The organism is Mesorhizobium sp. PUT5, assembly GCF_052216645.1.
Taxonomy (GTDB): Bacteria; Pseudomonadota; Alphaproteobacteria; order Rhizobiales; family Rhizobiaceae; genus Mesorhizobium.
The window spans coordinates 196947-220380 of sequence record NZ_JBQOSO010000003.1 but is presented as its reverse complement, the minus strand read 5'-3'; the positions used below and the strand labels follow the sequence as shown (position 1 = coordinate 220380).

The following is a 23434-nucleotide window of genomic DNA, read 5'->3' as shown; positions in this document are numbered from 1 at the left end:
GTCTTCACTCCCGCGCCGCAGATCCGGCCGGCGCGATGGACGAGGTCGCGGCGCTGTCGATGGCCGATGGCCGGGGCCGGGCCTGTTGCGTCTGGCTCTCCGCCGCCCTGAGCAGGACCCCCGGCTGGACGCGGTAGGCGCCATCCGTCACCACTCTGTCGCCGGGCTTGAGGCCGTCGCTCACCACCGTTTCGCCGGCGTTCGTCGCCGAAACCTTGATCGGCAGCATCTGCGCCTTGCCGTCCGGGCCGGACACATAGGCGAACAGTCCGTCGGGACCGTGCTGCACGGCGGCCTCCGGCATCAGCGTCACGTTCGTCAGCGTGTTGACGAGCAGCCGGACGGTGACGGACTGGCCCGGCCAGAGCGCGTTGTCCTGGTTGGGAAATGTCGCCTTCAGGCTGATCGTCCCGGTTGCGACGTCCACCTGGTTGTTGGTGTAGGAAAGCGTGCCCTGCGACAGGACCTTGCTTCCGTCCTCGGTCATGGCCTGCACCGGCGCGTGACCGCTGCCGAGCGCCTTGCCTATGGCCGGGATCTCGTCCTGCGGCACCGGGAAGACCACGCTGATGGGCTGGACCTGCTCGATGGTGACGATGCCGGTGGTGTCGGTCGGCTGGACAAGATTGCCCTCGTCCACCAGCCGGAAGCCGGCCCTGCCGTCGATCGGCGAAAGAATGTTGCAATATTGCAGGTTCACCTGGGCTGCCTGCACGGCCGCCTGATCGGCCTCCACGGTGCCCTGGTCCTGGGCGACCAGCGCCACCTGGGTGTCCAGGGTCTGCTGGGGCAGGGCCTTCTGCTTCGCCAGCCCCTGGTACCGGGCCAGATCCACCTGGGCGCCCTTGAGCAGGGCCTGGTCGTGCGCCAGTTGTCCCTTGGCCTGATCGAGCGCCGCCTGATAGGGGCGCGGATCGATCTGGGCGAGCAGGTCACCCTTCTTGACCATGTCTCCCTGAGTGAAGCCGATCTTGATGATGCGCCCGACGACCTGCGTGCGCACCGTAACCGTGTTGAAGGCCTGCACGGTTCCGAGTTCGTCCAGGTTTACCGGAAAATCTCCCGTCCGCACGTCGGCGAGCGTGACGGGAACGCCCGCGTCCTGCGCCGGCGGCGTTGCCGGCCTGTCGGTTCGGCCCACGGCCCCGGCCAGATGATCGCGCTCCATCCACAGTCCGCCCAGGGCCACGATCGTCAGAAGGCCGAGTATCAGCCTCCTGCGGCCCTTTGGTTGCAAGGATCGCGAAGTACCGGACATGCTTTGGCCCTGGCGTCGACGATCGGCTCGACCGGCGTGGAAAGGCTGAAATGTCCGATTGAGAGGAATGTTCCATGCTCATCGGCCCGCACGCGAGTGTGATCGGCAGGTGAACGGTCCGAACGGAAGGCGTCGCGGCCCGCCCGGATGGCGGACGCGAAGGATCATCGATCACACGCCGCCCCGACGCGAAGCGGCCGGATACTGGCCAATCGTCGGACGGCGCCTGTATAATGCGCCCCACCGGCCGAAATCATGCAAAGCCACCGATAAGGGAGGAAGCCATGCCGTCTGCCCTTGACGTCGAACGCTGGCCCGACCTGCCGTATACGGCATGGAAGCCCACCTGCGAGACGCTGCATTTGTGGACTCAGATCGTCGGCAAGATCCGGCTGATGCGCGAGCCCTGGCTCAACCATTCCTGGCATGTGCCGCTCTATGTGACCGCGCGCGGCCTGACCACCTCGCCCATGCCCGCCGGCGGGCGGGCCTTCCAGATCGATTTCGACTTCGTCGATCTCCTGCTGTGGGTGAGGACCAGCGACGATCATGTCCGCCAGATCATGCTGGCACCGAAACCCGTGGCGGAATTCTACGAAGAGGTGATGGGCGCACTGGCCGAACTCGGGCTCGACACGCCGATCACCACCCTGCCCTGCGAGATCGCCGAAGGCATCCCTTTCGATCAGGACAACCTCCACGGCGCCTACGACCGCCTCTATGCCAACCGCTTCTGGCGCGTCCTGCTCTCGTCGCACGAGGTGCTCTCAAAGTTCCGCACCGGCTTCCTCGGCAAGGTCAGCCCCGTGCACTTCTTCTGGGGCAGCTTCGACCTGGCGGTGTCGCGCTTTTCCGGCCGGCGCGCACCCCTGCATCCAGGCGGCGTTCCGCGCCTGTCCGACGCCGTGACCCGCGAGGCCTACTCGCATGAAGTGAGCAGCGCCGGATTCTGGCCGGGCGGCGGCCCGATCGACTACGCGGCCTTCTATTCCTACGCCTATCCTGCGCCGGACGGTTTTGCTTCGGCGCCGGTCCAGCCGCCGCAGGCGTTCTTTTCGCAGGAACTCGGGGAGTTCCTGCTGCCCTATGAAGCCGTGCGCACCGCAGCCGACCCCGAGGCCATGCTCATGGCGTTCCTGCAGAGCACTTACGAGGCGGCGGCCGACCTCGGCAAATGGGACCGCGAAGCGCTTGAATGCACGTTTGGCGTACCTTGCCGTCCACGGCCCGTTTAGCGGGGATCGGCCGCCAGGTCAGGGTCGGGGCGACGGCGTTACCGCCACCTGCCTCACTCCCGCGCGGCCGACCACCGTGAACACCGTTTCGCGGTCGATCCGCTCAGCCGTGAGCATGCGCACCAGATCGTCCACGCCGCCGACGGCATGGCCATCGATTGCCGAGACGATATCGCCTTCCTTGAGGCCGGCTTTCGCCGCGGGTCCGCCCGCTTCGACCGAGCGCAGGCGCACCGCCGTGCGGCTCGTCACCTGCGACAGCAGCGCCGCGCGGCGCGGCAGCGCGACCGTGTCGGCCGAGACGCCGATGAAGGCGCGGCGCACGCGGCCGAAGCGGATGATTTCGGCAATGACGAAACTGGCGGTGTTCGAGGCGACAGCGAAGGCGATGCCCTGGGCGCCACGGATCACGGCGGTGTTGACGCCGATCACCTCGCCGGCCGACGAGACCAGCGGTCCGCCGGAATTGCCTGGGTTGAGCGCGGCGTCGGTCTGGATCACGTCGTCGATGAGCCGTCCGCTCGAGGCGCGCATCGAGCGGCCCAGCGCCGAGACGACGCCGGTCGTCACCGTCCATTCGAAGCCGAGCGGATTGCCGATGGCGATGGCGATCTGGCCGCGCCGCAGGCGCTTCGAATCGCCGAGCGGGGCGATGTCGGGAAAATGCCCGTCGGCCCGCACCAGCGCGATGTCGGTATCGGCGTCGCGGCCGAGCACCCGCCCTTCGGCGGACGTGCCGTCGGGCATGGCGACGCGCACGGCGCGCGCCTGCCCGACGACGTGGAAATTGGTGACGATCAGCCCGTCCGGCGCGATGACGAAGCCCGAGCCCTGTCCGGCCGCGCCGCTGTCGGCGACACGTTCGATGCGGCACACGGCAGGGCCGATGCGATCGACCGCGTCGGCGACGGTGGCGGAATAGGTATCGAGCAGGCCGGCATCCGGCTGCGGTTCCGGTGCGGACAGAGCCATGTGAGGCCTCCGGGCAAAGCAACAAGTCGATGCCTATATGTGCTGAGCGCGCCAGCGTGCCGCGACCTGGCCGGATGGCCAGTTGCGGCCGTTCCTAGCCGTCAGGCGAGTAGGAACTGCGGCCTGATGCGTCGATATCCGGGTATCGAAAGGTCCAACGACCGAACCCAGGAGTGAGACATGAGCAATTTCAATCTCGCCGCCTTTTCCGACGCTGTCGCCGGCATTGCCGAAAAGGCAGCGCCGCTGACCGCCAGTTTCACCGCCCAGCATGGCCGCACGGCAACGGCCTTCCATTGGGGCGATGGATTCTATGTGGCTGCCGAGGAAGCAGTCGAGCCCGACGAACGACAGCAGCTCGCTCTTGCCGCCGGCGAAACGGTGAGCGCCGAACTGGTCGGCCGCGACCCGTCGACCGGCATCGCCTTGCTGAAACCGGCGTCGGATGATGCCAAAGCCCCGGTCCTCGAACAGGCCGGCCCGGTGCGCCCCGGTTCCGTCATCGTGGCGGCAGGCCGGGATGGCGCCTCGCCGCTCGCCACACTCGGCACGGTGGGCGAGGTCGGGCCGGCGTGGCGCTCGCTGCGTGGCGGAACCATCGACCGGCGCATCAACCTTGCCGTCGCGGCCGGCGGCCGGTTCGAGGGAGGGCCGGTGCTGGACGCCAAGGGTGGGCTGGTCGGCATGCTGCTGTTCGGCCCGCGCCGCCGGGCGCTGGTCATCCCCTACGAGACGATCGCGCGCACGGTCGCCACGCTGAAGAGCAAGGGTCACGTGTCGCGCGGCTATCTGGGAGCCGGGCTGCACCCGATCCACCATGGCCACATGCAGGGCGCCATCGTCGTCAGCCTCGATGAAGAAGGACCGGCGAAAGCGGCCGGCATCGTGCTGGGCGACATCGTCACCGGCTGGAACGGCGAACCGGTGCGCGGCCCGCGCGAGCTGATCCGCAGGCTGGGGCCGGACAGCGCCGGCGCCGCGGTCACGCTCGGCGTGCTGCGCGGCGGCGAGGCGCGCGACGTTGCGGTCATCATCGGCGAGAAGCCGTTGAGCTAGGGTCCCTCGGTGCCAGATGGGACAAAACGATGCCGGCAAGGCTTGACGGCGACGAAGGCCTCCTCGTGCTGGTCGCGCTCGGCGATGCCGAACGCGGCCGGAGCCTTGCCGCGTCTCTCGGCGGGACGGACGGCATCGTTGCGTTGACGCAACACGACATCCAGGCCGGCGACCATGCGGAGGTGGCGGTCGTGGACGATGTCGCGGCGATGCAGGACCTGCCGCCGGGCACGCCGGTCGTGATGCTCTCGGACCATGGCGGCGGGGCGATGCCGGACGGCAATATTGCCGCGACGCTGCGCGCCGATGCCGATCCTGTCCTGATCGCCGCGGCGGCGCGGCTGGCGGCTGCCGGCTACCGCATATGCGAGGCTACGGCCGGAGCTTCGGCTCGCCATCTCGACGAGGCCGGCGATCCCGACGGGAGCGCAGCCGGCCTGCCCATCCGCCTTTCGCCGCGCGAAGCCGAGGTGCTGGCGCTGCTTGCCGAAGGGGCACCGAACAAGGTGATCGCCCGCCGGCTCGGCATCTCGGTCCATACCGCCAAGTTCCACGTCGCGGCGATCCTGGTGAAGCTCGGGGCGGTCAACCGCACCGATGCCATCGCCATCGCCATGCGGCAGGGACTGGTGCTGGTCTAGCGCCCTTGCGATCCCGCATGCAGCGCCGCGACAATACGGTCGGGCAGGAGCGGCAGGTCCGCCAGACGGGTGCCCAGCGCGTGGTTGACGGCGTTGACGATGGCGGGCGCCACCGGGATGGTGGCGATCTCGCCGATGGCCTTGGCCCCGAACGGCCCGGTCGGCTCGCCTTCCTCCACCAGGAGAACACGCAAGGACGGCATTTCCGGCGCGTTGACCAGCGTGTAGCGGGCGAAGCTGTCGGCCAGGATCCGACCTGCATCCGCGTCCATGGCCACGTCCTCGTAGAGCGCATAGCCGATGCCGATCTGGACGCCGCCGTGTATCTGGCCTTCCACCAGCATGGGATTGATGGCGCGGCCGACGTCGTGGACGGCGAGATAGTCGCTCACCTGGACCCGGCCCGTCAGCGTATCGACCTCGACCTCGGCAAAATGCGCCGCATAGGAGCCGGGATTGGCGCTGGCGCGATGGGTATGGGTGGCCGCGGGCAGAACGGTTCCGCGCGTCGCCAGCCAGCCGGCCAGCTCCGCGAACGTCATGGATGCATGGGCGGCCTCGGCCCGGCCGCCGCGCAACCTGATCTCGCCCGGGGCGGCATTTAGGGCGAGCGCCGCGGCATCGGCGACGGCCGCCGCAAGCGCAAGCGCGGCCCGGCGCACGGCTTCTCCCGCTATGTAGGTCATGCGGCTGGCGCGGGTGCCGAGATCGTAGACGCAGGCGTCGGTGTCCGCCGGAGCGATGACGATCTCGCCGGCGCGCAAGCCCAGCACCTCGGCGGCGATCTGCGCCAGCGAGGTGTCTGACCCGCAGCCGAGATCGTGCAGCGCGCAGACCAGCTCGGCCCCCCCGTCCGCCCGCAGGCGCAGCGTAGCTGTCGTGGCTTCGTCGTCGCCGGGAAAGCAACCGTTGATGTGGGTGGCGGCGGCCATGCCGACGCCGCGCCGGAACCGGCCCTTGCCGGCGCACGCCGCCCGGCGCTCCGCCCATTTGAAAGCTTCCGCCCCGCGCGTCAGGCAGTCCGCCCCCCGCGCGTTTCCGAGATCCAGCCCCTGCCACGGATCCCGCGCGCCGGGGGCCACGATGTTCGCGATGCGCGCAGCCACGGGGTCGAGGCCCATGTCGCGCAAGGCCAGGTCCAGCGCGATCTCGCCCACGGCATGGATCTGCGGCGAGCCGTAGCCGCGGAAGGCGCCCGTCGGCAGCGTGTTGGTGTAGACGGCCCGCCCGCGATATCGTTCCGCCGGCACGCAATAGAGCCGGGCCAGCCTTTGCAGCATGGAGCCGGGCAGGTAGTTGCCGCCGGTGCAGTAGGCGCCGATGTCCACCACGACGTCGGTGTCGCGCCCCAGGATGTGCCCATCGGCTGAAAGCGCGATGCGCATCCTTCCGGTAACGGCGGAGCGGGTCCTGGTCGCGATGAAGGTCTCGTGCCGGTTAAGCGCAAGGCGCACGGGCCGTCCGGTCTGTCCGGCCAGATAGGCGCAGATGGGATCGAGGATCGGCTCGGCCTTGCCGCCGAAGGAGCCGCCGATCGGCGCCTTGGTCACATGCAGCCGGCCGGGTTCCATCGCCAGCGCCTGCGCCACCACCGCCTGCACGGCAAAAACGCTCTGGCAGGGGGAGTGGACGGCGATGCGTCCGCCCGCCTCGGGCCAGGCCAGGCAGACATGCGGCTCGACCGCGCAATGGTGGCTGCGCGGGGTTCTGACCGCCACCTCGGCGACGTGGTCGGCGCGCGCGAAGGCGGCCTCCGGGTCGCCATGGACGAAGACCACCTCGTCCACGGGGTTGCGGTAGGTCGGACCGTCGGCATCCGCGACAGGCCCCCCATGGTCGAGCGCATCCTGCGGTGTCAGCACGGCGGGCAGGTCTTCGTATTCCACCGCGATCCTCGAGAGGGCGGCGCGGGCAAGGGCTTCCGTCTCGGCCAGCACCACCGCCACCCGGTCGCCGACATGGCGAACGACGGGAGGAAACATGCGCTCGTCGGCGAGAGCGACCTGCCCGCAATACCAGATCGAGCTGTTGTAGCCGTTCTGGGGCGTGTTGGCGTGCCACCAGACCCCGATGACGCCGGGAAGGCTCAGGGCGGCCGCGGGGTCGAGGCTGACGATCCGGGCGTGGGCGCGCGGCGAAAGCAGCAGCGCGCCATGCACCAGCCCTTCAACCACCATGTCCGCGGCGAAGCTCAGACGGCCGGTGACTTTCGCGACGCCATCGATCAACGGAACCCGCCGCCAAACCTGCTCCATCACAGCGCCTCGTCGAACAGCGGATCACGTGGCGACAACCCGCAGAGCCGCGCGATCAGATCAAGCCCCAGGCCGCGGATCGCCTGCCGTTTCCAGCTCCGCGAAGCGCGTCCGGGAATGGCGGCGTTGACCTCCTCGCTCAATGCCTGCATGAAGTCGCGCAGGGCGGCGGAAGTGAGCGGCCGGCCGGCCAGCGCTGCCCCGGCACGGCCAAGCCGGATCGGCCGGGGGCCGAGGCTGCCCGCCACCAACCGCAGCGCGCCGAAGCGGCCGTTCGAGAACTCTCCCATCGCGGCCATGTTGAGCCGCGAAATCGTCAGATCGCGGCGAGGACCGAGCTTGGCGAACGCGCTGCGCGGCAGGAGCCTTGCTTCCGGGAGGACCGCTTTCACGATGAGGCCGCCGGCCTCGGGATGGAAATCGCCGAGCGGGATCTCGGCGCTCGCACCGCCGGGCATCATCAGCCGCAGGCGGGCCTCCGCGAGCGCCAGCACCGGCACCAGATCGGCGGCGGGGGCCGCATTGGCGACGTTGCCGCCGAGTGTGGCACGGTTGCGGATCTGGACGGACCCGCATTCGGCGGCCGCCTGCCCCAGCGCCGGAAAACGCTTCGCCAGTCCGGCATGGGCCGCCAGCGCCGCCACGGTGGTGGCGCCCCCGATTTCGATATCGCCGCCGTCGGCCTTGATGCCGGCGAGGCCATTTATGGCCGAAACGTCCACCAGCAACCCTTGCCGCGGCAAAGGCCGTCCCGGCAGGAGAAGGTCGGTGCCGCCGGCGATGAAGCGGACAGGAAGGGGGCCCGCCATCAGCCGTGCCAGCGCGGCAAGGTCGGTGGGCCGGGCCGGCGCCAGCGCGGTCAAGCCCGGGCTTCCCTGCGCCGTTCCGCCTCGGCAGAGACGGCGCGCACGATATTCTCATAGCCGGTACAGCGGCAGATGTTGCCGGCCAGCGCGTGGCGGATATCTTCGGTTCCCGGAGCGGGGTTTGCCCGCAGCAACCCCTCCGCCGCCATCACCATGCCCGGCGTGCAAAAGCCGCACTGCACGGCGCCGTCCTCGACGAAGGCCGCCTGCAAGCTGGAAAGCGTGCCGGACCCACCCAGGCCTTCGACGGTGACGATGTCACGCCCCTGCGCCTGAAAGGCGAGCATCAGGCAGGCGTGGGCGGGCGCGCCGTCCGCCAGGACCGTGCAGGCGCCGCATTCGCCTTCGAGACACCCTTCCTTGAGTCCGGTCAGCCCGAATTCCTGGCGCAGGACCTCGCTCAGCCGTGCCAGCGGGTCGCTGCACGTTGAAACCTTCCTGCCGTTGACCGTGAAAGACAGTGCCATGGGCGTGCATTTCCGATAATACGCGCCACAATGCTACACGGGAAAATTCCAATGACAATTCATCATATTGTAAACATATCAAGATATATGATGACTATTGTAATCATATGATTACAATACGAGACAGAATTCCTTGCTTCCGTCATGGATCGGCATGACCATGACGGTGCCCCCTCATCCCCTGCCGGCGGCGAACGATCCAGGGCGCCACATCCGGCATGCGATGCGGCCATAGGCGGACACCGGCATCGAGATCGCGCCTGACGCGGCAGGCCATCTATTGGGAGCAATGCTGTACACTGTCGATGAAACCGCGCTCCGTCGAGAGCCCGCGACATGATCATCAGGGCGACCAGGCGATGACGACTGCAACCGGCATTTCAAATCCGACGCGGCCAGTGCCTGGCCTCGCCGACATGTCGCCTGCCTATTTCGGGCTGGTGATGGCCACCGGCATCGTCTCGTTGGCGGCCTTCATGATGGAGCGGCCCACGCTGGCATCCATCCTGTTCTATCTCAATATCGGGCAATATGGCGTGCTGTGCGTGCTCTATCTCCTGCGGGCCTGGCGCCATCCGCGAAGGTTCTTCGGCGACATGACCGATCACCTCACCGGGCCAGGCTATTTCACCGCCGTCGCCGGCACCGGCATCCTGTCCAGCCAGTTCATGGTGCTGGGCGAGAATTATGCGGCCGGCGGGGCGCTCTGGCTGGTCGCCGTCATTCTATGGTTCGGTCTCACCTACACAATCTTCACGGCCTTCACGGTAAAGCGCGACAAGCCGACGCTCGACAAGGGCATCAACGGCGGCTGGCTGCTGGCCGTGGTGGCCACACAGTCGCTATCGGTGACCAGCGCGCTCCTGGCCACGCATAGCGGCCAACCCTACCGGCTGGAACTCAACTTCATCGCCCTGTCCACATGGCTGTGGGGTGGCATGCTCTACATCTGGCTGATGGCGCTGATCTTCTACCGCTACGCCTTCTTCCGCTTCTCGCCCGGGGACCTGGCGCCGCCTTACTGGATCAATATGGGGGCGATGGCGATCTCGACGCTGGCCGGCTCGCTGCTGATCCTGAACGCGCCGCAGGCGCCCTATCTCACTTCGCTGCTGCCCTTCCTGAAGGGTTTTACCATCTTCTATTGGGCGACCGGCACGTGGTGGATCCCCATGCTGCTGCTGCTCGGGGTCTGGCGCCACATCTATGAGCGGTTCCCGTTGCGCTACGACCCGCTCTATTGGGGGGCGGTGTTTCCGCTCGGCATGTACGCCACCTGCACCTTGCAGCTCGACCATGCCATGGAGTTCGGCTTCCTGACCGGCCTGACTCGCACGTTCTTCTACATCGCGCTCGTTGCGTGGTCCGTCACCTTCGCAGGAATGCTGTATCGGCTGGCATCCATCCTGCGGCGCAGGACGCGCATTTCGCCATGATGCGAAAGGCGCCTCCCGCGACCCGCCTCGTCGGACGATAAGATCCCGCCTGCTCAGCGCAGGCTCATGCGCTGCAACGTGCCGTCGCGCAGGACGAGCTGGTGCCAGATGGCCATCAGCGCGTGCAAGCCGGCAAGGATCAGGATGAAAGTGCCGGCATTCTCGTGGAGATCGGCGATCAGGCCGGGCGGTCCCTGGACCGGTGCCGTGAGCGCCGGAAGCTGCAGGCCGAGGAAGGACACCGTCACCCCCATGCGCGATGCGGCGTACCAGCCGGTGATCGGCAGCCCGATCAGAAGCAGATAGAGCAGGCCATGACCTGTCTTTGCCGCGGTCGCGAGCCAGCCATGCTGGGCGCTCGTATCTGGCGCCGCTCCCGACAGCCGCAGGATCAGGCGCGGCACGATGAGGACCAGCACCGCCAGCCCCAGCGTGAAATGCAGCAGGGGCGGGTTTTCGATCACTTTGCGGCCACCCTCTGCAGTCAGCCAGGCGCCGAGCACCAGAAGGGCGGTCAACCAGTGAATGACGATCATGCTTTTGGAATAGCGGAAGGAATTGCTGGTCATAGTCTGCTTTTCCTGCATTTTGAAGGCAATATATTACCGAACGCGGCGGTCCGGCCCGTTACTTCACGACGGTCTGCGGCGACCCGCCCGTTTCGAACAGCCTGTTCGGCGCCGGCTTTCCGGAAGCGCCCGTCATGCCAGTCCCGGAAGATTGCCGCCGCTCGCGCGTGTCTTCCTCATCGTGCCGGTCCTTGCGCTTCATCCTGACGACCGAAAGCGTCGCCGGGTCGATCCTGGCCTTGAACGCCTGCCCGGTCTCGTCGACGCCCCTGACCTGATAGCAGCCGTCATCGATCTTGATCCGGCTCACCTGCCAGCCACGCGCCTGCGCCATCTTCTGCACCGCTTCGCGCGGTTGCCATTGGGTCATGGAAACGTGGCAATCGTCGTCTGCCATTGCCAGGCCGGGTCCAGCCGCGGCGAAAAGGAGCGAAGCGAGCAATATATGTTTCATCATGCCGTTTGTCCTGCATCAGCGTTCACATGCGGAAATGGTGGCACCCATTCCTGACGGGTAGCTGAAGCCGAATCGACTTTTGCGTCAGGCGGCTGACAGGTTCGGCGGCCAGAGATCAGGAACAGGCGCGGTGATACCTTCATGAGAGTCCTTTTGGTGGAAGACGACGCGATCCTCGGCGCAGCGGTGCGTGATCACATCGCGGCCGACAGTCATTCGGTCGACTGGGTCACCCGCCTCGACGCAGCGATCGACCATCTGGACAGCGCCGCCTACGACCTTGTCCTTCTCGACCTCATGCTTCCCGATGGGCAGGGCATCGCCTTTCTGCGCGATCTGCGCCGCAAAGGCGGCGTAACGCCGGTCATCATCCTGACGGCGCTGGATCAGATTTCGGACCGCATCAACGGGCTCAATGCGGGAGCGGATGACTACATGACCAAGCCCTTCGATCTGTCCGAGTTGTCGGCGCGGCTGAATGCGGTGGCACGTCGCTACAGCGGCAACCCCAACCCGCTCGTCAGGCTCGGGGATCTTCAGGTCGACCTCGCCGCCAGGACCGTCATGCGCAATGGCCGCTCCATCGATCTGACGGCGCGCGAGTGGGCGCTGTTCGAGGCTTTCGTCCAGCGTCCCGGCCAGGTGATTTCGAAGACGCAACTGGAAGAGCGGCTCTATACCTTCGGCGCCGAGGTGGAGAGCAACACGATCGAGGTCCATGTCAGCCGTCTGCGCAAGAAACTCGGGCATTCGGTCATCGATACGGTGCGCGGGATCGGCTACCGGCTGGGCGACGCCCGATGATTGCGCCCCGAAGCCTGCAATGGCGTCTGTCGCTCTGGCTGGGGCTGGGCATGACCCTGCTCTGGGTGGCGACGGCCGCGGTGACCGCCCAAAAACTTCGCCACGAGATGGACGAGGTCTTCGACAGCGCCCTCGAGGAAACCGGCCAGCGCCTTCTGCCGCTGGCCGTTCGCGACGTCATCGGCCGGGACAGCGACGACGAACCCGACCAGAGCGTCGCGACGATGCGCGAGCACGATGAATACTTCACCTATGTGGTGCGAGACGCGGAAGGTCGGGTACTGCTGCGCTCGCACAAGGCCGATTTGTCGGTCTTTCCGCCGTTCATCGGCATGGGATTCGCGAATACTCCCACCCACCGCATCTATTCCGATGCAGCACTTCAGGGCACAGTCACCATTTCCGTCGCCGAGCCGCTGGCGCGGCGGCGCGCGGTGGCATGGCAGACGTTGCTCGGACTGGCGCTTCCGCTCGGCCTGCTCGTTCCTGTCAGCCTGATCGGGGTATGGGCGGTCGTGCGCCTGTCGATGGGGCCGCTCCGGCGCTTCCGCTCGGACATCGAGGTCCGGGGTGCAGGCGATCTGACACCCATTTCCGCGGAAGGCCTGCCTTCGGAGATCCAGCCGAATGCGCTGGCAGTGAACCGCTTGCTTGAGCGTCTCAGCCGCACGCTGGAGGCCGAGCGCAGCTTTACCGCCAATTCCGCGCATGAACTGCGTACACCGGTCGCGGCGGCGCTTGCGCAAACGCAAAGACTGATCATCGAAACATCGGACAAGGCCGCGCGCGACCGCGCCCGCGAAATCGAGGCGGCCTTGCACCGGCTTTCCAGGCTGTCGGAAAAGCTGATGCAACTGGCGAGAGCCGAAGGGGCGCGGCTTCGGACAACGGAGCCGACCGACCTCGCCGCCATCCTGAAGATGCTCGTGGGAGAAATGGCGGAAACCGCCGACGGCACCGACCGTATCAAACTGACGCTGCCCGATGGCTCCATGCTGTCGCGGATCGATCCCGATGCCTTCGCGATCCTGGCGCGCAATCTGATCGAGAACGCGCTGAAGCACGGTTGTCGGCAGGAACCGGTGCGTGTGGCGCTGTCGGCGGACGGCGTGCTGCGCGTCGCGAATGCCGGACCGGCCGTAGCGCCGGATCTGCTTGCCCGCCTGTCTGAGCCGTTCGAACGGGGACAGGCGCAGGCGGATGGCGCCGGTCTCGGATTGGCTATCGCCAAGACCATCGCCGCCGGCGCCGGCGGCAGGATCGAGCTGCTATCCCCGCGGGAGGGGCGGCAGGACGGTTTCGAAGCTCGGTTCTTCATCGGCGGATGACGATGTGATCTGTCTGGAAGCGCCAAATGTGCGAAGATGATGTCGACGGCGGCCCGCTGCGCGACCGAAACGATCGAGAGGATGACGTGAAGCGATCTGTGTCGTTGGATTTTCCGATGGCCTTGTCCCTGGCAACCGTTCTGGGGATGGTTCTGGCCATCGCCGGCAGGTGGCTTTTCGGCGGGGAACTGGCTTTCCTCGGCCCGCCGGGCCTGGCACTCGTCTATCTTGCCGGCGGGATGCCGGCCGCATGGCGGGCCCTGGCCGCGCTCTGGCGCGAACGCATCCTCGACATCGACCTGCTGATGGTCGTCGCGGCGATCGCCGCCGCCGTGGTCGGCGCGCCTTTCGAGGGCGCCGTGCTTTTGACGCTCTTCAGCATTTCCACCACGCTGGAGCATCGGGCGCTGGGGCGCGCGCGCCGCGCGATCGAGGCGCTGATGGCGCTTCGGCCGGAAACGGCGCTGCGCAAGGGCACGGACGGCAAGGTCGAGGAGGTTCCGGCGGCCGAACTTGCCGTCGGCGATGTGGTGGTGCTGCGCCCCGGCGCACGGGTGCCGACCGACGGCGTGATCCTGAGCGGGCGCGGCGGCATCGACGAGGCCAACATCACCGGCGAATCCATGCCCGTCTCCAAGGAGCCCGGCGAGCAGGTGTTCGAGGCCACCGTCAATCTCGACGGCGTGCTGGAGGTGTCGGTCACCAGGACGGTCGGCGAAAGCACCATTGCCCGCATGATCCTGCTGGTGACCGAGGCGCAGGCCGCAAAGGCCCCCTCCGAGCGGTTCAGCTCCTGGTTCGGGCAGCGCTACACCGTTGCGGTCCTGGCGGGCGCGGTGCTCGCCTTCGCCGCCTTCTACTGGCTGGGGCGAGACTGGGAGCAGGCGCTCTACAAGGCCGCCACGCTGCTGGTCGCGGCCAGCCCCTGCGCCATCGTCATATCCGTTCCGGCCGCCATCCTGTCGGCGCTGTCGGCCGCCGCGCGAGGCGGCGTGCTGTTCAAGGGGGGCGCCGCTCTCGAAACGCTCGCGGCCGTCGACACGTTTGCGTTCGACAAGACGGGAACCCTGACGACTGGCCGCGCCGCAGTGACGCAGGTGGTCGCGCTGGACGGCGACGAGGAGCGCTTCCTGTCGCTGCTCGGCGGTCTCGAAGCGCATTCGGAGCACCATATCGCCGCCGCGATCCGCAGGGAGATCGCTGCGCGCGGCCTCGACATCGCACGCGTCGCGGACGTGACATCCCGTGCGGGTGCCGGCATTATCGGGTCCGACGCGTCCGGCACCCTGTGGGCCGGAAACTCCTATCTGGTCGAGGAAACAGGCGCCCGCGTCGACCATCCCGCGCTGGAGGCGCTGGCAAGCAGCGCCCAGACAGTCGTCTATCTCGGGCGCGGCCCGGCCGTGCTGGGCGCCGTCAGCGTGGCGGACGAGGCCAGGGCCAGTTCCGCTCCGGCGTTGGTCGCCCTGCGCGACAGCGGCGTGCGCCGGATCGTCATGATGACGGGCGACCGCAGGCCGGTGGCGCTGCGCATCGGCGCCGAACTCGGGCTGAAGCCCGACGAGATCCATGCCGCGATGCTGCCCCAGGACAAGGTGCGCGAAATCGGCGAACTGGCGGCAAGCGGCAAGGTCGCCTTCGTGGGCGACGGCGTGAACGACGCTGCCGCTCTTGCCCGCGCCGACGTCGGCATCGCCATGGGAGCGGCCGGCTCGGAGGTCGCACTCCAGGCCGCCGACGTGGCCCTGCTTTCGGAAGACTTGGAAACGCTTGCCCACGCACACCGGCTGGCCCGCCGCTCGGCCGCCATCATCCGGCAGAACCTCGCCGTCGCGATCGGCGCCATGGTGGTGCTCGTCGCCGGCGGCCTGTTCTTCGACCTGCCCCTGCCGCTGGCGGTCGTCGGCCATGAGGGCGGCACCGTCCTTGTCGTGCTGAACGGCCTGCGCCTGCTGTCGGATCCGATCCGCCGGGACAAGCGGCCTGCGGCGCCTGTGGGTTCGGCCTTCCAGCCGCAACCTCCGAAACAATTCGCTCGGGCAAAGACACCTGAACGCGTGGGATAGTCAGGCCGGCGCCTGGATCACGCGCCGGCCGGGGCGGTGGCGGCACTCACGGGCGGCGCCGCCCTGGCATGGCCGCGCGCCTCGAGGGAACGCAGAAACCGCCGCACGAAAAAGAGCGTCACCAGAAGCAGGCCGGGATAGCCGGTGCCACCCATCACGTAGGGGATCAACGCGTTGCCTTCCTGCACGGTGCGCAGATTGAAGGACAGCAGGCCGAGCGTGATGATGGCGCCGAACACCCACATGCCGAGCAGCCAGATACCGGTTTCCCAACCGGTCAGGTGCCTGCCCCAGCCGGCAGGCGCCGGCGCCTCCGCCGCGCCGGCGGCCGCCGAAGGCTCGCGCAGGCCGAGCGTCAGCAGATCGTAAACGATCAGGCAGACACCCGCGGCGAAGACGAGACCGAACAGCGGCACCAGCGCCTTGCTGAACAGCATGGCCGGACCGATATCGCCGCCGAACCAGTCCAGCCCGAGCGTGCGATAGACGAACACTTGCACCGTGCCGCCGATGGCGAAGGCGAAACCGAGCCCCAGCATGCCGGTGAAGACCAGCCAGAAGGCGAGCTTGCCCGGCCGCTGGTCGAAATTCGTCACCCCGCGCATGATCGGGACCGCGTAGTAGGCAGCCGCCAGGCCGAGCATCCCGAAGGTGCCGAACAGGGCCAGATGCGCGTGGCTCGCCGTCACCCAGGTGCCGTGCGACCACACATTGGTGAGCGCGAACGTCATGGTGAAGCCGAGGATGCCGGCGCCCACCTGTTCCAGCACCACCGACCCCAGCAGGAAGGCGAAGGCCGGCATGTTGGGGATCGGCTTGCCGTCCTGATGGGCGTCGAGATAGATGTGCCAGAAGCAGAAGATCAGCGGCAGCGGCTCCAATGCGCTGAACAGCGAGCCCCAGAATTGCCAGAACTCCGGCGTGCCGATCCAGAAATAGTGATGCGCATTGCCGATCAGCCCCGACAGCCACACCAGCGAGATGCCCCAGAACACGGCGTAGCCGACCGACTTCACGTCGGCCTTGAACAGCAGCACCAGCAGGAAGCCGACCAGCGAGATGTGGATGACCTCCCACACGCCCTCGACCCAGTAGTGGACGACGTACCAGCGGAAATATTCCTGCAGGTCGAGCCGCTCGACGAAGAACATGCCGAAAATCCACACCAGCGTCAGCGCCAGCACGCCGAGCCCGAGACCCCAGTGGATCTCGTTCCATTGCGAGACCGGCGGGAAGGTGCGCAGCACCACGTAGCAGAGGATGGCGAAGCCGATCAGGATGACCACGTCGGCGATGCGGCCCGCTTCCAGATATTCGAGCCCTTCCTGCAGCAGGGGCTGCCCCATCCACCAGCCGGCAATGCCCTGCTGCGCCAGCATCTGGGTGGCCAGGTTCCACACCACCACGGCCAGCAGCGCGTAGAACAGAAACTTGATCAGCCATGGCGAGGCCAGTTCGCGCTTCGACAGCAGCGGACCGACGAACAGGATCGTGCCGATGAAGCCGCACAGAACCCAGAAGATCGCCAGGTTGAGATGCTGGGTGCGGATGACGTTGAAGTTCAGCGTTCCGGCAAGCAGCGTCGGGTCGAGATGCTGGGCTGAAAGCAGAAGGCCGAGGGCGGTCTGGAAGAAGAACAGCACCAGCATGACCATGAAGAAGCGCAGGGAAAGGCGCTGGGTCCGGTATTCGATCCTGAACATGGCTCAATTCCCCCCAAGGCTGCGGATATAGGCGACGACGTCTTTTATCTGGTCTGCATCGAGTATCTCGGCAAAGGACGGCATGACGCCGGCCTCAAAGCCGGCGACGACCTTGGCGTCGGGCTTCAGAATCTTTTCGGTCAGATAGACGTCGTCGGCGACCACGCTCGACCCGTCGGCGAGCTTGACGGTGGAGCCGTAGAGGCCTCCCCAGCCGGGGCCGACCAGGCGCTGCTTGTCCTTGGCGTGGCAGGCCGTGCAGCCATTCTCCTCGGCCAGCTCGGCGCCGTGCGCGGTCGCGGAAATCGGCGTCGCGGCGGCCTGGCCGGTCCCTTCGGCCGGCGAAAGCGCGGCCTGCCGTGCTGCAACGGGCATCGGCGTCGCCTCAGGGAACGTCAGCCCGTCGACCTTCGGCACGGGCGGCCAGCCTTCGGTGTTCATCTCGGAGGTGTATTTCAGGAACGCCACCAGTTCGTGCACGTCGTCGCGGCTGAACGGCAGGTTCGGCATGTGCGTGGGCTTGCCCCCGCGCCGGTTGATGCGCTCGGCGGCGGCCGGATATTTTTCCAGATAGGCCTCGATCGTGTCGACGCCGGCTTCGGCGGCGATGGCCTTGTCCTGCAGTTGCAGCTTCACCGCGCCGCTCGTGGGCCAGGCGCCCGCCGAGGGCAGGAACGCTTCAAGCCAGGCCGGCCCGACCCCGGCGTAGAGCTTGGTCAGGTCCGGGCCGAAATAGGCGCCGTTGCCGACGATGGTGTGACAGCCCATGCAGTTGTAGGACTGGAATACGCGCTTGCCCTGCACCGCGTCAAAGCCGGCATAGGTTACCTTCGAAGGAACGACCTGCCCGCGCGAAGTGATGAACGAGACGCCCGACAGCGCCAGGAAGATGATGCCCATAAGGCCGAGGACTGCGAGCGCGCGACGGCGCTTCACCCCCTCATGGCACGGTTCGCCCGGCTTGCAGCTCATGGCCTATCCGCCTTGCCGGAGGGAATTTCGGCACAGCATGCGGATTGCTTTTCGCGCTCCAGCATGTCGTGCTCGAACAGCGTGCGCAGGCTGCCGAGGAACGCATAAAAGACATAGACGGCGAGGATGAACCCCACGATGAAATAGGCGGTCCACATAAAATGCGATTCCGCCCAGTAGCCGAAATCACGCCAGTAGGGCCAGGACAGCGCAAGGCTTGCGCCGCTGGCCACGATCGCCACACCCAATCGAATGATACGTTGCACAGACATATCCCCTCCATCGACACAATCGCTGCCGGCATGACGGAGCCGCGTCCCGCCGATCGCCCCTCGCGCCCTCGCCCCGTCGCCGATTGGACAGCCCCCGATTGGACAGGCGCCGATTGGACAGGCGCCGGCCAAACAGGTATTTTAGATGCCAATTCATAGCGCCGTTAATAGGCATTGTAAATACTAATTAAGGGAACCTCATGCGACTTGCCGCCTTCACCGACTACGGCCTGCGGATTCTGATGCGGCTTGCCGGCACGCCGGACGCGCCGTCGACCACCGCCCGCATCGCGGAGGAGTTCCAAATCCCCTACAACCACCTCACCAAGGTCGTGCAGGATCTCGCCCGCGGCGGCTTCGTCACAACCCAGCGCGGCGCCGGCGGCGGCATCCGGCTGGCGCGGCCGGCCGACACGATCACGCTTGGCGAGGTCGTTCGCCACCTGGAAGAACGTTACGACATGGTGGAATGTTTTCGGGCCGACGGCGGCGCGTGCCTTCTCACCCCGCGCTGCCGGCTGAAACCGCAGTTGGCCGCTGCGCGCGAGGCCTTCCTGGCCGAGCTGGACAAGACCAGCGTCGCCGAATGCGCTTATCCCGGGCCGGTGTCGGGCAAGCCGTCACGCCCGGCGACATAGCCGAACGCCAGGTCCGGCGGCACCGAAGGATGACTGCCGATGCTGGCCCCGCATTCGCCGTTCGGATGGCCGATTCGGGCGTGCCGGTGGCGGAACTCGCCGCGACCTAGCTTCGGGCGCCGTCTTCTATGCGCGGCAGGAACCAGGTCAGAAGGCCGGCCAGCGGCAGGAAGGCGCACAGCCAATAGACGCTTTCAATGCCGATGCTGTCCGCCAGCCCGCCCAGAATGGCAGCCGCGATCCCCGCCAGCCCGAAGTTGAGGCCATAGAACAGCCCGCCGATCAGACCGACGCGCTCCGGCAGCAATTCGATGGCGTAGATCAGGATCGAGGCGAAGGCGCTCGCGATGATCAGGCTGATCACCACGGTCAGCACACCGGTCCAGAAGAAATCGGCATAGGGCAGCAGAAGTGTGAACGGCAGCGGGCCGAGGACCGAAATCCAGATGATGCGATAGCGGCCGATCCTGTCGCCGGCAATGCCGCCGATCAGCACGCCCACGGCCTGAGCTACCAGGAAGACGAACAGCATGATCTGGGAGGTCGGGATCGATACGCCGAAACGCTCGATCAGGTAGAAGGTGTAGAAGGATCGGAAGCTCTCGGTGTAGGCGATCTTTGAAAACATCAGCAGCGTGAGAATGATCATGCCGGTCATGACGGTCGCCCGCGAATGCAGCCGGCTGTTTGCGGCGCTTCCTTGGAGCGAAGCCTTCAGGGTCGCGATATGCTTGCGGATCAGCGCGTGTTGCCCGGCAGTCCAGACCATCAACGCCATGGCGAGCAGCGCCGCCAACGTGAACCACGCAAGGCTCGCCTGGCCATGCGGCACGATGATGAAGGCGGCAAACAGCGGCCCGAGCGAGCCGCCGGCCTGGCCGCCGACCTGGAAGACGCCTTGGGCAAGCCCTTGCCGGCCGCCGGAAGCCTGGCGCGCCAAACGGGTCGCTTCGGGGTGGAAGATCGCCGAGCCGATGCCGATGCAGGCGACCGAAACAAGGATTATGCCATAGCTCGGGGCGAAGCCGAGGCTGATCAGGCCTGCGAGGGTGAAGGTCATGCCCACGATGGTCGAATACGGCATCGGGCGCCGGTCGGTCACGTAGCCCACGACCGGCTGCAGCAGCGAGCCGGCAATCTGGAAGGTCAGGGTGATGAGCCCGATCTGCACGAAATCGAGCGCATAGGCGTCCTTGATGATCGGATAGATGGCCGGAATGAGCGACTGGATCAGATCGTTGAGCAGATGCGTCAGGCCAAGAACGACCAGCACGGCCATATAGGTGCGCGGCTGCGTGACGGAGGGACCGAACTGGTTCAACTCTTGCTTCATTTTGAGGGAGGTGTTCCGTGCGACGCTTTTGCTTGATCTCGCCGCACCGTATCCTCACGCCGGCTTGAAGAAAACGGCCAGCAGGGGCCATTCGCAATGGTCCAGCCGCGAGATTGTGCAAACTGCGCGCCGTGGCAGCGGCAACCCGCCGGCGCGGCGGGGTCGGCGACACCGCGATGCCGGATCGCGATCGCCGGGAGATCCCGCCCGATGTTTGAGCGCGCGCAAAGTTCTCGGCCGCAGAGGCGGCTAGCAGGAGGTTTGTGCTCCCGCTGCCGCCGTCCTGGCTCCGGGATCCTTGCCAGGCCGGAGAGACGCATTGACGATTGCCATGGACGTGACGCCGGAAAAGCCGGAACCCGATTGGGACCCCCGATCCGACGCGGTGTTTTCCAACCAGATCAAGGCCTATGACGAAATGCGCCACCGCTGTCCGGTGGCGTATAGCGACTATCTCGGCTGGTCGCTGTTGCGGCACGAGGACGTGGTGCGGGCGCTGGACGACCACCACAGCTTCAGCAGCGCCGGTTCCCGCCATCTGTCGGTGCCGAGCGGCATGGACCCGCCCCGGCACACGGCCTACCGGCAACTGATCGAGCGCCATTTCGAGCCTGCTCGCGTCGAGGCCTTCGAGCCGCTGTGCCGCGCGATCTCGGCCGATCTCGTGTCCTCTTTTGAACGGAACGTGGAGATCGATCTGGTGGCGCGGCTTGCCCGGCGCTTCGCCGTGCGCATCCAGTGCGCCTTCCTCGGCTGGCCGGACAGCATGCACGAGCCGCTGCTCGAATGGGTTCGCAAGAACCACGAGGCCACGCTGGCCAGGGATATCGTCGCCATGGCGACGATCGCGCTCGAATTCGACGGCTATATCAGCCAATTGCTGGAGGCGCGGCGCCGTGCCGGCACAGCCGCGCCCGACGACATCACCACCGATCTTCTGCGCCAGCGGATCGGCGGGCGGCCGCTGAGCCAGGAGGAGATCGTCAGCATCCTGCGCAACTGGACGGTCGGCGAGCTGGGCACCATCACCGCCTGCGTCGGCATCCTCGCCCACTATCTGGCGCAGAAGCCGCAGCTTCAGCGGCAGCTTCGCAAGGAGCTCGGCCTGCTGCCGGCCGCCATCGACGAGATATTGCGGCTGCACGCGCCGCTGATTTCCAACCGGCGGGTGACGACGAAGCCGGTCGAGATCGGCGGGCGCAGGATCGCCGCCGGCGAGCGCGTCACGCTGATATGGGCCTCGGCCAACCGCGACGAGGCGGTCTTCGGCGATCCCGACGAATTCCGCCTCGACCGCGACCCGGACGAGAACCTGCTTTACGGCCGGGGCATCCATGTCTGTCCGGGCGCGCAACTGGCCAGGCTGGAACTGCGCGTCGTCATGGAGGAACTGCTGAAAGGCACAAGCGAGATCGCCCCGGCGCCCGGCCGCCAGCCGGTGCTTGCCATCTATCCGGCCAGCGGGTTTTCGGCGTTGCCCCTGCGGATCGGATAGTCTGCGGATCCGCCGGCGCCCGGACGGTCCGCAGCCGGCCATCACGATCTTGTTCCCGGACATTGACGAACCGGCCGGACCTTTCGCTTCCCGGCTGCGTTATGTTGACGGCTGCCCGATCGGCAGCGGCGTGGTGCCTGTCGCCTGTAATTTCCGTCGTCTTCTATGTCCGGAAGAGTTTTCCCGATGTCCGACTACAAGCCCTTGGCCCGGCAGGAAGCCATCGTCGTCGGGGCCGGTCGGCGCGCCGGGCAGGGCGCCGCGATCACGCCCGGCCGGGGCGCGCCCGAGGGCCGCGACATTTCGATGTCGGCCTAGGTGACATGGGCGGCTGGGCGCAGATCTCGGACGATGCGCTGGTCACCCGGCTTCAGCGCGCCGCCTTTTCCTATTTCCTCGACTATGCCGATGCGGAAAACGGCCTCGTCGCCGATACCTCGCGCGAGGGATCGCCCTGCAGCATCGCCGTGGTCGGCTTCGCGCTCTCCTGCTATCCCGTCGCCGTCGAGAACGGCTGGCTTCCGCGCGCGGAAGCCGCCGCGCGCACGCTCAAGGCGCTCAGGTTCCTTGCCCGAAGCCGGCAGAGCGAAGCGCCCGACGCCACCGGCTACAAGGGCTTCTATTATCACTTCCTCGACATGCGAACCGGCAGGCGCGTCTGGCAATGCGAGCTTTCGCTGATCGACACCGCCCTGCTGACCGCCGGCATCCTTGTCGCCGGTTGCTATTTCGACGGCGGCAACGAGGAAACCGAGATCCGCGAGCGCGCCGATGCGCTCTATCGCCGTGTCGACTGGCGCTGGGCCCAGAACGGAACCACGGGCCTGACGCAAGGGTGGAAGCCCGAATGCGGCTTTCTCCACTATGGCTGGGAAGGATATAACGAAGCGACCATCCTCTATGTCCTCGGCCTCGGCTCGCCGACTTTCGCGCTGACGCCCGGCGGCTACGAGCGCTGGAGCCTGACCTATCAGTGGGAGAACCTGCTGGATCGCGACGTTCTTTATTCCGGCCCGCTGTTCACGCATCTGTTTTCCCATGCATGGATCGATTTTCGCGGCATCCGCGATGCCTTCATGCGCGAAAAATCCAGCGACTATTTCGAGAACACCAGAAGCGCCATCGCCATCCATCGCGAATATGGCGAGCGCAATCCCTATGGTTTCAGCGCGTACAGCCGCGATTTCTGGGGCGTCACGGCGGGAGACGGCCCGTCCGCGCCCGAGATCCGCGAGGACGGGCGGGACCGCCGCTTCTTCGGCTATATGTCGCGCGGCGTGCCCTATGGGCCGGACGACGGCACGATCGCGCCATGGGCGATGCTGGCGTCGCTGCCCTTCGCCGCCGATGCCGCGCTGGCCGGCACGAGGCGCCTTCTGGAAACCTGGCCTCAGGTCTGCACCACGGACAGGTTTTCAAGCGGCTTCAATCCGACGCTGCGCGAAGGTTCGGGCGGCTGGCTTTCCGATGGGTGGTACGGGCTCGACCAGGGCCTGCTGGTGATGATGATCGAAAATCATCGCACCGGCCTGATCTGGCAGCTCATGCGGCGCTGCGCCTGGATACGCGACGGCTTGCGGCGCGCCGGCTTCGAAGGCGGATGGCTGTAGA

22 protein-coding genes are annotated in these 23434 nt (G+C 66.9%); 11 read left to right on the top strand and 11 right to left on the bottom strand.

Going from position 1 to position 23434, the window contains the following annotated elements; all coding sequences use genetic code 11:
* Positions 1–4 precede the first annotated feature (4 nt).
* Entirely contained in the window at positions 5–1258 is a 1254-nt protein-coding gene (locus tag ACTDI4_RS02730; protein ID WP_442839689.1) for an efflux RND transporter periplasmic adaptor subunit, read from the bottom strand.
* A gap of 284 nt (positions 1259–1542) precedes the next feature.
* Between ACTDI4_RS02730 and ACTDI4_RS02725 the strand changes: the two genes are divergently transcribed.
* Entirely contained in the window at positions 1543–2493 is a 951-nt protein-coding gene (locus ACTDI4_RS02725) for a DUF5996 family protein (RefSeq protein WP_442839688.1), read from the top strand.
* An 18-nt stretch (positions 2494–2511) separates the two neighbouring features.
* Here ACTDI4_RS02725 and ACTDI4_RS02720 read toward each other — a convergent pair whose 3' ends face one another.
* Positions 2512–3465 (bottom strand): S1C family serine protease, encoded by a 954-nt coding sequence (locus ACTDI4_RS02720; protein WP_442839687.1) that lies wholly within the window; start codon positions 3463–3465, stop codon positions 2512–2514.
* 180 nt (positions 3466–3645) lie between these two features.
* On the opposite strand from ACTDI4_RS02720, the gene ACTDI4_RS02715 reads away from it, so the two are divergent.
* Entirely contained in the window at positions 3646–4521 is an 876-nt protein-coding gene (locus tag ACTDI4_RS02715) for a S1C family serine protease (protein WP_442839686.1), read from the top strand.
* Positions 4522–4550: 29 nt separating this feature from the next.
* A complete protein-coding gene (locus ACTDI4_RS02710; RefSeq protein ID WP_442839685.1) occupies positions 4551–5162 on the top strand; it encodes a response regulator transcription factor in 612 nt (203 codons plus the stop codon).
* Here the strand turns inward: ACTDI4_RS02710 and ACTDI4_RS02705 are convergent.
* Genes ACTDI4_RS02705 through ACTDI4_RS02695 form a run of 3 tightly spaced genes read right to left on the bottom strand, consistent with a single transcriptional unit; the run spans position 5159 to position 8750 of the window.
* Positions 5159–7390 carry a xanthine dehydrogenase family protein molybdopterin-binding subunit gene (locus ACTDI4_RS02705; RefSeq protein ID WP_442839684.1) on the bottom strand — a complete coding sequence of 744 codons (2232 nt, stop codon included), beginning with the start codon at positions 7388–7390 and terminating at the stop codon, positions 5159–5161. The genes ACTDI4_RS02710 and ACTDI4_RS02705 overlap by 4 nt on opposite strands.
* A 26-nt stretch (positions 7391–7416) precedes the next feature.
* Positions 7417–8280 carry an FAD binding domain-containing protein gene (locus tag ACTDI4_RS02700; protein ID WP_442839683.1) on the bottom strand — a complete coding sequence of 288 codons (864 nt, stop codon included), beginning with the start codon at positions 8278–8280 and terminating at the stop codon, positions 7417–7419.
* Complete coding sequence (locus ACTDI4_RS02695) at positions 8277–8750, bottom strand: (2Fe-2S)-binding protein (RefSeq protein ID WP_442839682.1); 474 nt, start codon at positions 8748–8750, stop codon at positions 8277–8279. The genes ACTDI4_RS02700 and ACTDI4_RS02695 overlap by 4 nt, the downstream gene beginning before the upstream one ends.
* Positions 8751–9109: 359 nt before the next feature.
* Here ACTDI4_RS02695 and ACTDI4_RS02690 point away from each other — a divergent pair, with 359 nt between their 5' ends.
* Complete coding sequence (locus tag ACTDI4_RS02690; RefSeq protein WP_442839681.1) at positions 9110–10186, top strand: tellurite resistance/C4-dicarboxylate transporter family protein; 1077 nt, start codon at positions 9110–9112, stop codon at positions 10184–10186.
* Positions 10187–10239: 53 nt separating this feature from the next.
* Here ACTDI4_RS02690 and ACTDI4_RS02685 read toward each other — a convergent pair whose 3' ends face one another.
* Both ACTDI4_RS02685 and ACTDI4_RS02680 read right to left on the bottom strand, forming a co-directional pair.
* Positions 10240–10755, bottom strand: a complete 516-nt coding sequence (locus ACTDI4_RS02685) for a cytochrome b (RefSeq protein WP_442839680.1) — start codon at positions 10753–10755, stop codon at positions 10240–10242.
* Positions 10756–10813: 58 nt separating this feature from the next.
* On the bottom strand, positions 10814–11212 hold the full coding sequence (locus ACTDI4_RS02680; RefSeq protein WP_442839679.1) for a PepSY domain-containing protein: 399 nt from the start codon (positions 11210–11212) through the stop codon (positions 10814–10816).
* A gap of 141 nt (positions 11213–11353) precedes the next feature.
* On the opposite strand from ACTDI4_RS02680, the gene ACTDI4_RS02675 reads away from it, so the two are divergent.
* The 3 genes from ACTDI4_RS02675 to ACTDI4_RS02665 all read left to right on the top strand — a co-directional run bounded on the left by ACTDI4_RS02675 (position 11354) and on the right by ACTDI4_RS02665 (position 15410).
* A complete protein-coding gene (locus tag ACTDI4_RS02675; protein ID WP_442839678.1) occupies positions 11354–12016 on the top strand; it encodes a response regulator transcription factor in 663 nt (220 codons plus the stop codon).
* Positions 12013–13344 (top strand): ATP-binding protein, encoded by a 1332-nt coding sequence (locus ACTDI4_RS02670; protein WP_442839677.1) that lies wholly within the window; start codon positions 12013–12015, stop codon positions 13342–13344. The genes ACTDI4_RS02675 and ACTDI4_RS02670 overlap by 4 nt, the downstream gene beginning before the upstream one ends.
* A 116-nt stretch (positions 13345–13460) precedes the next feature.
* Positions 13461–15410: a heavy metal translocating P-type ATPase gene (locus ACTDI4_RS02665; protein WP_442839676.1), complete on the top strand. Its 1950-nt coding sequence runs from the start codon at positions 13461–13463 to the stop codon at positions 15408–15410.
* 17 nt (positions 15411–15427) lie between these two features.
* Here the strand turns inward: ACTDI4_RS02665 and ACTDI4_RS02660 are convergent, their stop codons facing one another.
* The 3 genes from ACTDI4_RS02660 to ACTDI4_RS02650 are packed head-to-tail and all read right to left on the bottom strand — an operon-like array spanning position 15428 to position 18357.
* Complete coding sequence (locus ACTDI4_RS02660) at positions 15428–17113, bottom strand: cbb3-type cytochrome c oxidase subunit I (RefSeq protein ID WP_442839675.1); 1686 nt, start codon at positions 17111–17113, stop codon at positions 15428–15430.
* A 3-nt stretch (positions 17114–17116) separates the two neighbouring features.
* Positions 17117–18085, bottom strand: a complete 969-nt coding sequence (locus ACTDI4_RS02655) for a c-type cytochrome (protein WP_442839674.1) — start codon at positions 18083–18085, stop codon at positions 17117–17119.
* Entirely contained in the window at positions 18082–18357 is a 276-nt protein-coding gene (locus tag ACTDI4_RS02650; RefSeq protein ID WP_442839673.1) for a hypothetical protein, read from the bottom strand. Before ACTDI4_RS02650 ends, ACTDI4_RS02655 begins: the two co-directional genes overlap by 4 nt.
* 200 nt (positions 18358–18557) lie before the next feature.
* On the opposite strand from ACTDI4_RS02650, the gene ACTDI4_RS02645 reads away from it, so the two are divergent.
* Positions 18558–18995 (top strand): RrF2 family transcriptional regulator, encoded by a 438-nt coding sequence (locus ACTDI4_RS02645; RefSeq protein ID WP_442839672.1) that lies wholly within the window; start codon positions 18558–18560, stop codon positions 18993–18995.
* A 106-nt stretch (positions 18996–19101) separates the two neighbouring features.
* On the opposite strand, the gene ACTDI4_RS02640 is transcribed toward ACTDI4_RS02645, so the two are convergent.
* Positions 19102–20328 (bottom strand): MFS transporter, encoded by a 1227-nt coding sequence (locus ACTDI4_RS02640; protein WP_442839671.1) that lies wholly within the window; start codon positions 20326–20328, stop codon positions 19102–19104.
* 331 nt (positions 20329–20659) lie between these two features.
* Here ACTDI4_RS02640 and ACTDI4_RS02635 point away from each other — a divergent pair, with 331 nt between their 5' ends.
* The 3 genes from ACTDI4_RS02635 (at position 20660) to ACTDI4_RS02625 (ending at position 23433) form a co-directional block, all read left to right on the top strand.
* Positions 20660–21823, top strand: coding sequence for a cytochrome P450 (locus tag ACTDI4_RS02635; RefSeq protein WP_442843243.1), 1164 nt, complete (start codon positions 20660–20662; stop codon positions 21821–21823).
* A 186-nt stretch (positions 21824–22009) separates the two neighbouring features.
* Positions 22010–22141, top strand: a complete 132-nt coding sequence (locus tag ACTDI4_RS02630) for a hypothetical protein (RefSeq protein WP_442839670.1) — start codon at positions 22010–22012, stop codon at positions 22139–22141.
* Between the two features lie 5 nt (positions 22142–22146).
* Positions 22147–23433: a glucoamylase family protein gene (locus ACTDI4_RS02625; RefSeq protein WP_442839669.1), complete on the top strand. Its 1287-nt coding sequence runs from the start codon at positions 22147–22149 to the stop codon at positions 23431–23433.
* The last annotated feature ends 1 nt before the right edge of the window (position 23434 follow it).

Coding starts and splice junctions, on each gene's coding strand:
- ACTDI4_RS02730 (WP_442839689.1), bottom strand. CDS start 1,258: ATGTCCGGTACTTCGCGATCCTTGCAACCAAAGGGCCGCAGGAGGCTG.
- ACTDI4_RS02725 (WP_442839688.1), top strand. CDS start 1,543: ATGCCGTCTGCCCTTGACGTCGAACGCTGGCCCGACCTGCCGTATACG.
- ACTDI4_RS02720 (WP_442839687.1), bottom strand. CDS start 3,465: ATGGCTCTGTCCGCACCGGAACCGCAGCCGGATGCCGGCCTGCTCGAT.
- ACTDI4_RS02715 (WP_442839686.1), top strand. CDS start 3,646: ATGAGCAATTTCAATCTCGCCGCCTTTTCCGACGCTGTCGCCGGCATT.
- ACTDI4_RS02710 (WP_442839685.1), top strand. CDS start 4,551: ATGCCGGCAAGGCTTGACGGCGACGAAGGCCTCCTCGTGCTGGTCGCG.
- ACTDI4_RS02695 (WP_442839682.1), bottom strand. CDS start 8,750: ATGGCACTGTCTTTCACGGTCAACGGCAGGAAGGTTTCAACGTGCAGC.
- ACTDI4_RS02690 (WP_442839681.1), top strand. CDS start 9,110: ATGACGACTGCAACCGGCATTTCAAATCCGACGCGGCCAGTGCCTGGC.
- ACTDI4_RS02685 (WP_442839680.1), bottom strand. CDS start 10,755: ATGACCAGCAATTCCTTCCGCTATTCCAAAAGCATGATCGTCATTCAC.
- ACTDI4_RS02680 (WP_442839679.1), bottom strand. CDS start 11,212: ATGATGAAACATATATTGCTCGCTTCGCTCCTTTTCGCCGCGGCTGGA.
- ACTDI4_RS02675 (WP_442839678.1), top strand. CDS start 11,354: ATGAGAGTCCTTTTGGTGGAAGACGACGCGATCCTCGGCGCAGCGGTG.
- ACTDI4_RS02670 (WP_442839677.1), top strand. CDS start 12,013: ATGATTGCGCCCCGAAGCCTGCAATGGCGTCTGTCGCTCTGGCTGGGG.
- ACTDI4_RS02665 (WP_442839676.1), top strand. CDS start 13,461: ATGGCCTTGTCCCTGGCAACCGTTCTGGGGATGGTTCTGGCCATCGCC.
- ACTDI4_RS02660 (WP_442839675.1), bottom strand. CDS start 17,113: ATGTTCAGGATCGAATACCGGACCCAGCGCCTTTCCCTGCGCTTCTTC.
- ACTDI4_RS02655 (WP_442839674.1), bottom strand. CDS start 18,085: ATGAGCTGCAAGCCGGGCGAACCGTGCCATGAGGGGGTGAAGCGCCGT.
- ACTDI4_RS02650 (WP_442839673.1), bottom strand. CDS start 18,357: ATGTCTGTGCAACGTATCATTCGATTGGGTGTGGCGATCGTGGCCAGC.
- ACTDI4_RS02645 (WP_442839672.1), top strand. CDS start 18,558: ATGCGACTTGCCGCCTTCACCGACTACGGCCTGCGGATTCTGATGCGG.
- ACTDI4_RS02640 (WP_442839671.1), bottom strand. CDS start 20,328: ATGAAGCAAGAGTTGAACCAGTTCGGTCCCTCCGTCACGCAGCCGCGC.
- ACTDI4_RS02635 (WP_442843243.1), top strand. CDS start 20,660: ATGGACGTGACGCCGGAAAAGCCGGAACCCGATTGGGACCCCCGATCC.
- ACTDI4_RS02630 (WP_442839670.1), top strand. CDS start 22,010: ATGTCCGACTACAAGCCCTTGGCCCGGCAGGAAGCCATCGTCGTCGGG.
- ACTDI4_RS02625 (WP_442839669.1), top strand. CDS start 22,147: ATGGGCGGCTGGGCGCAGATCTCGGACGATGCGCTGGTCACCCGGCTT.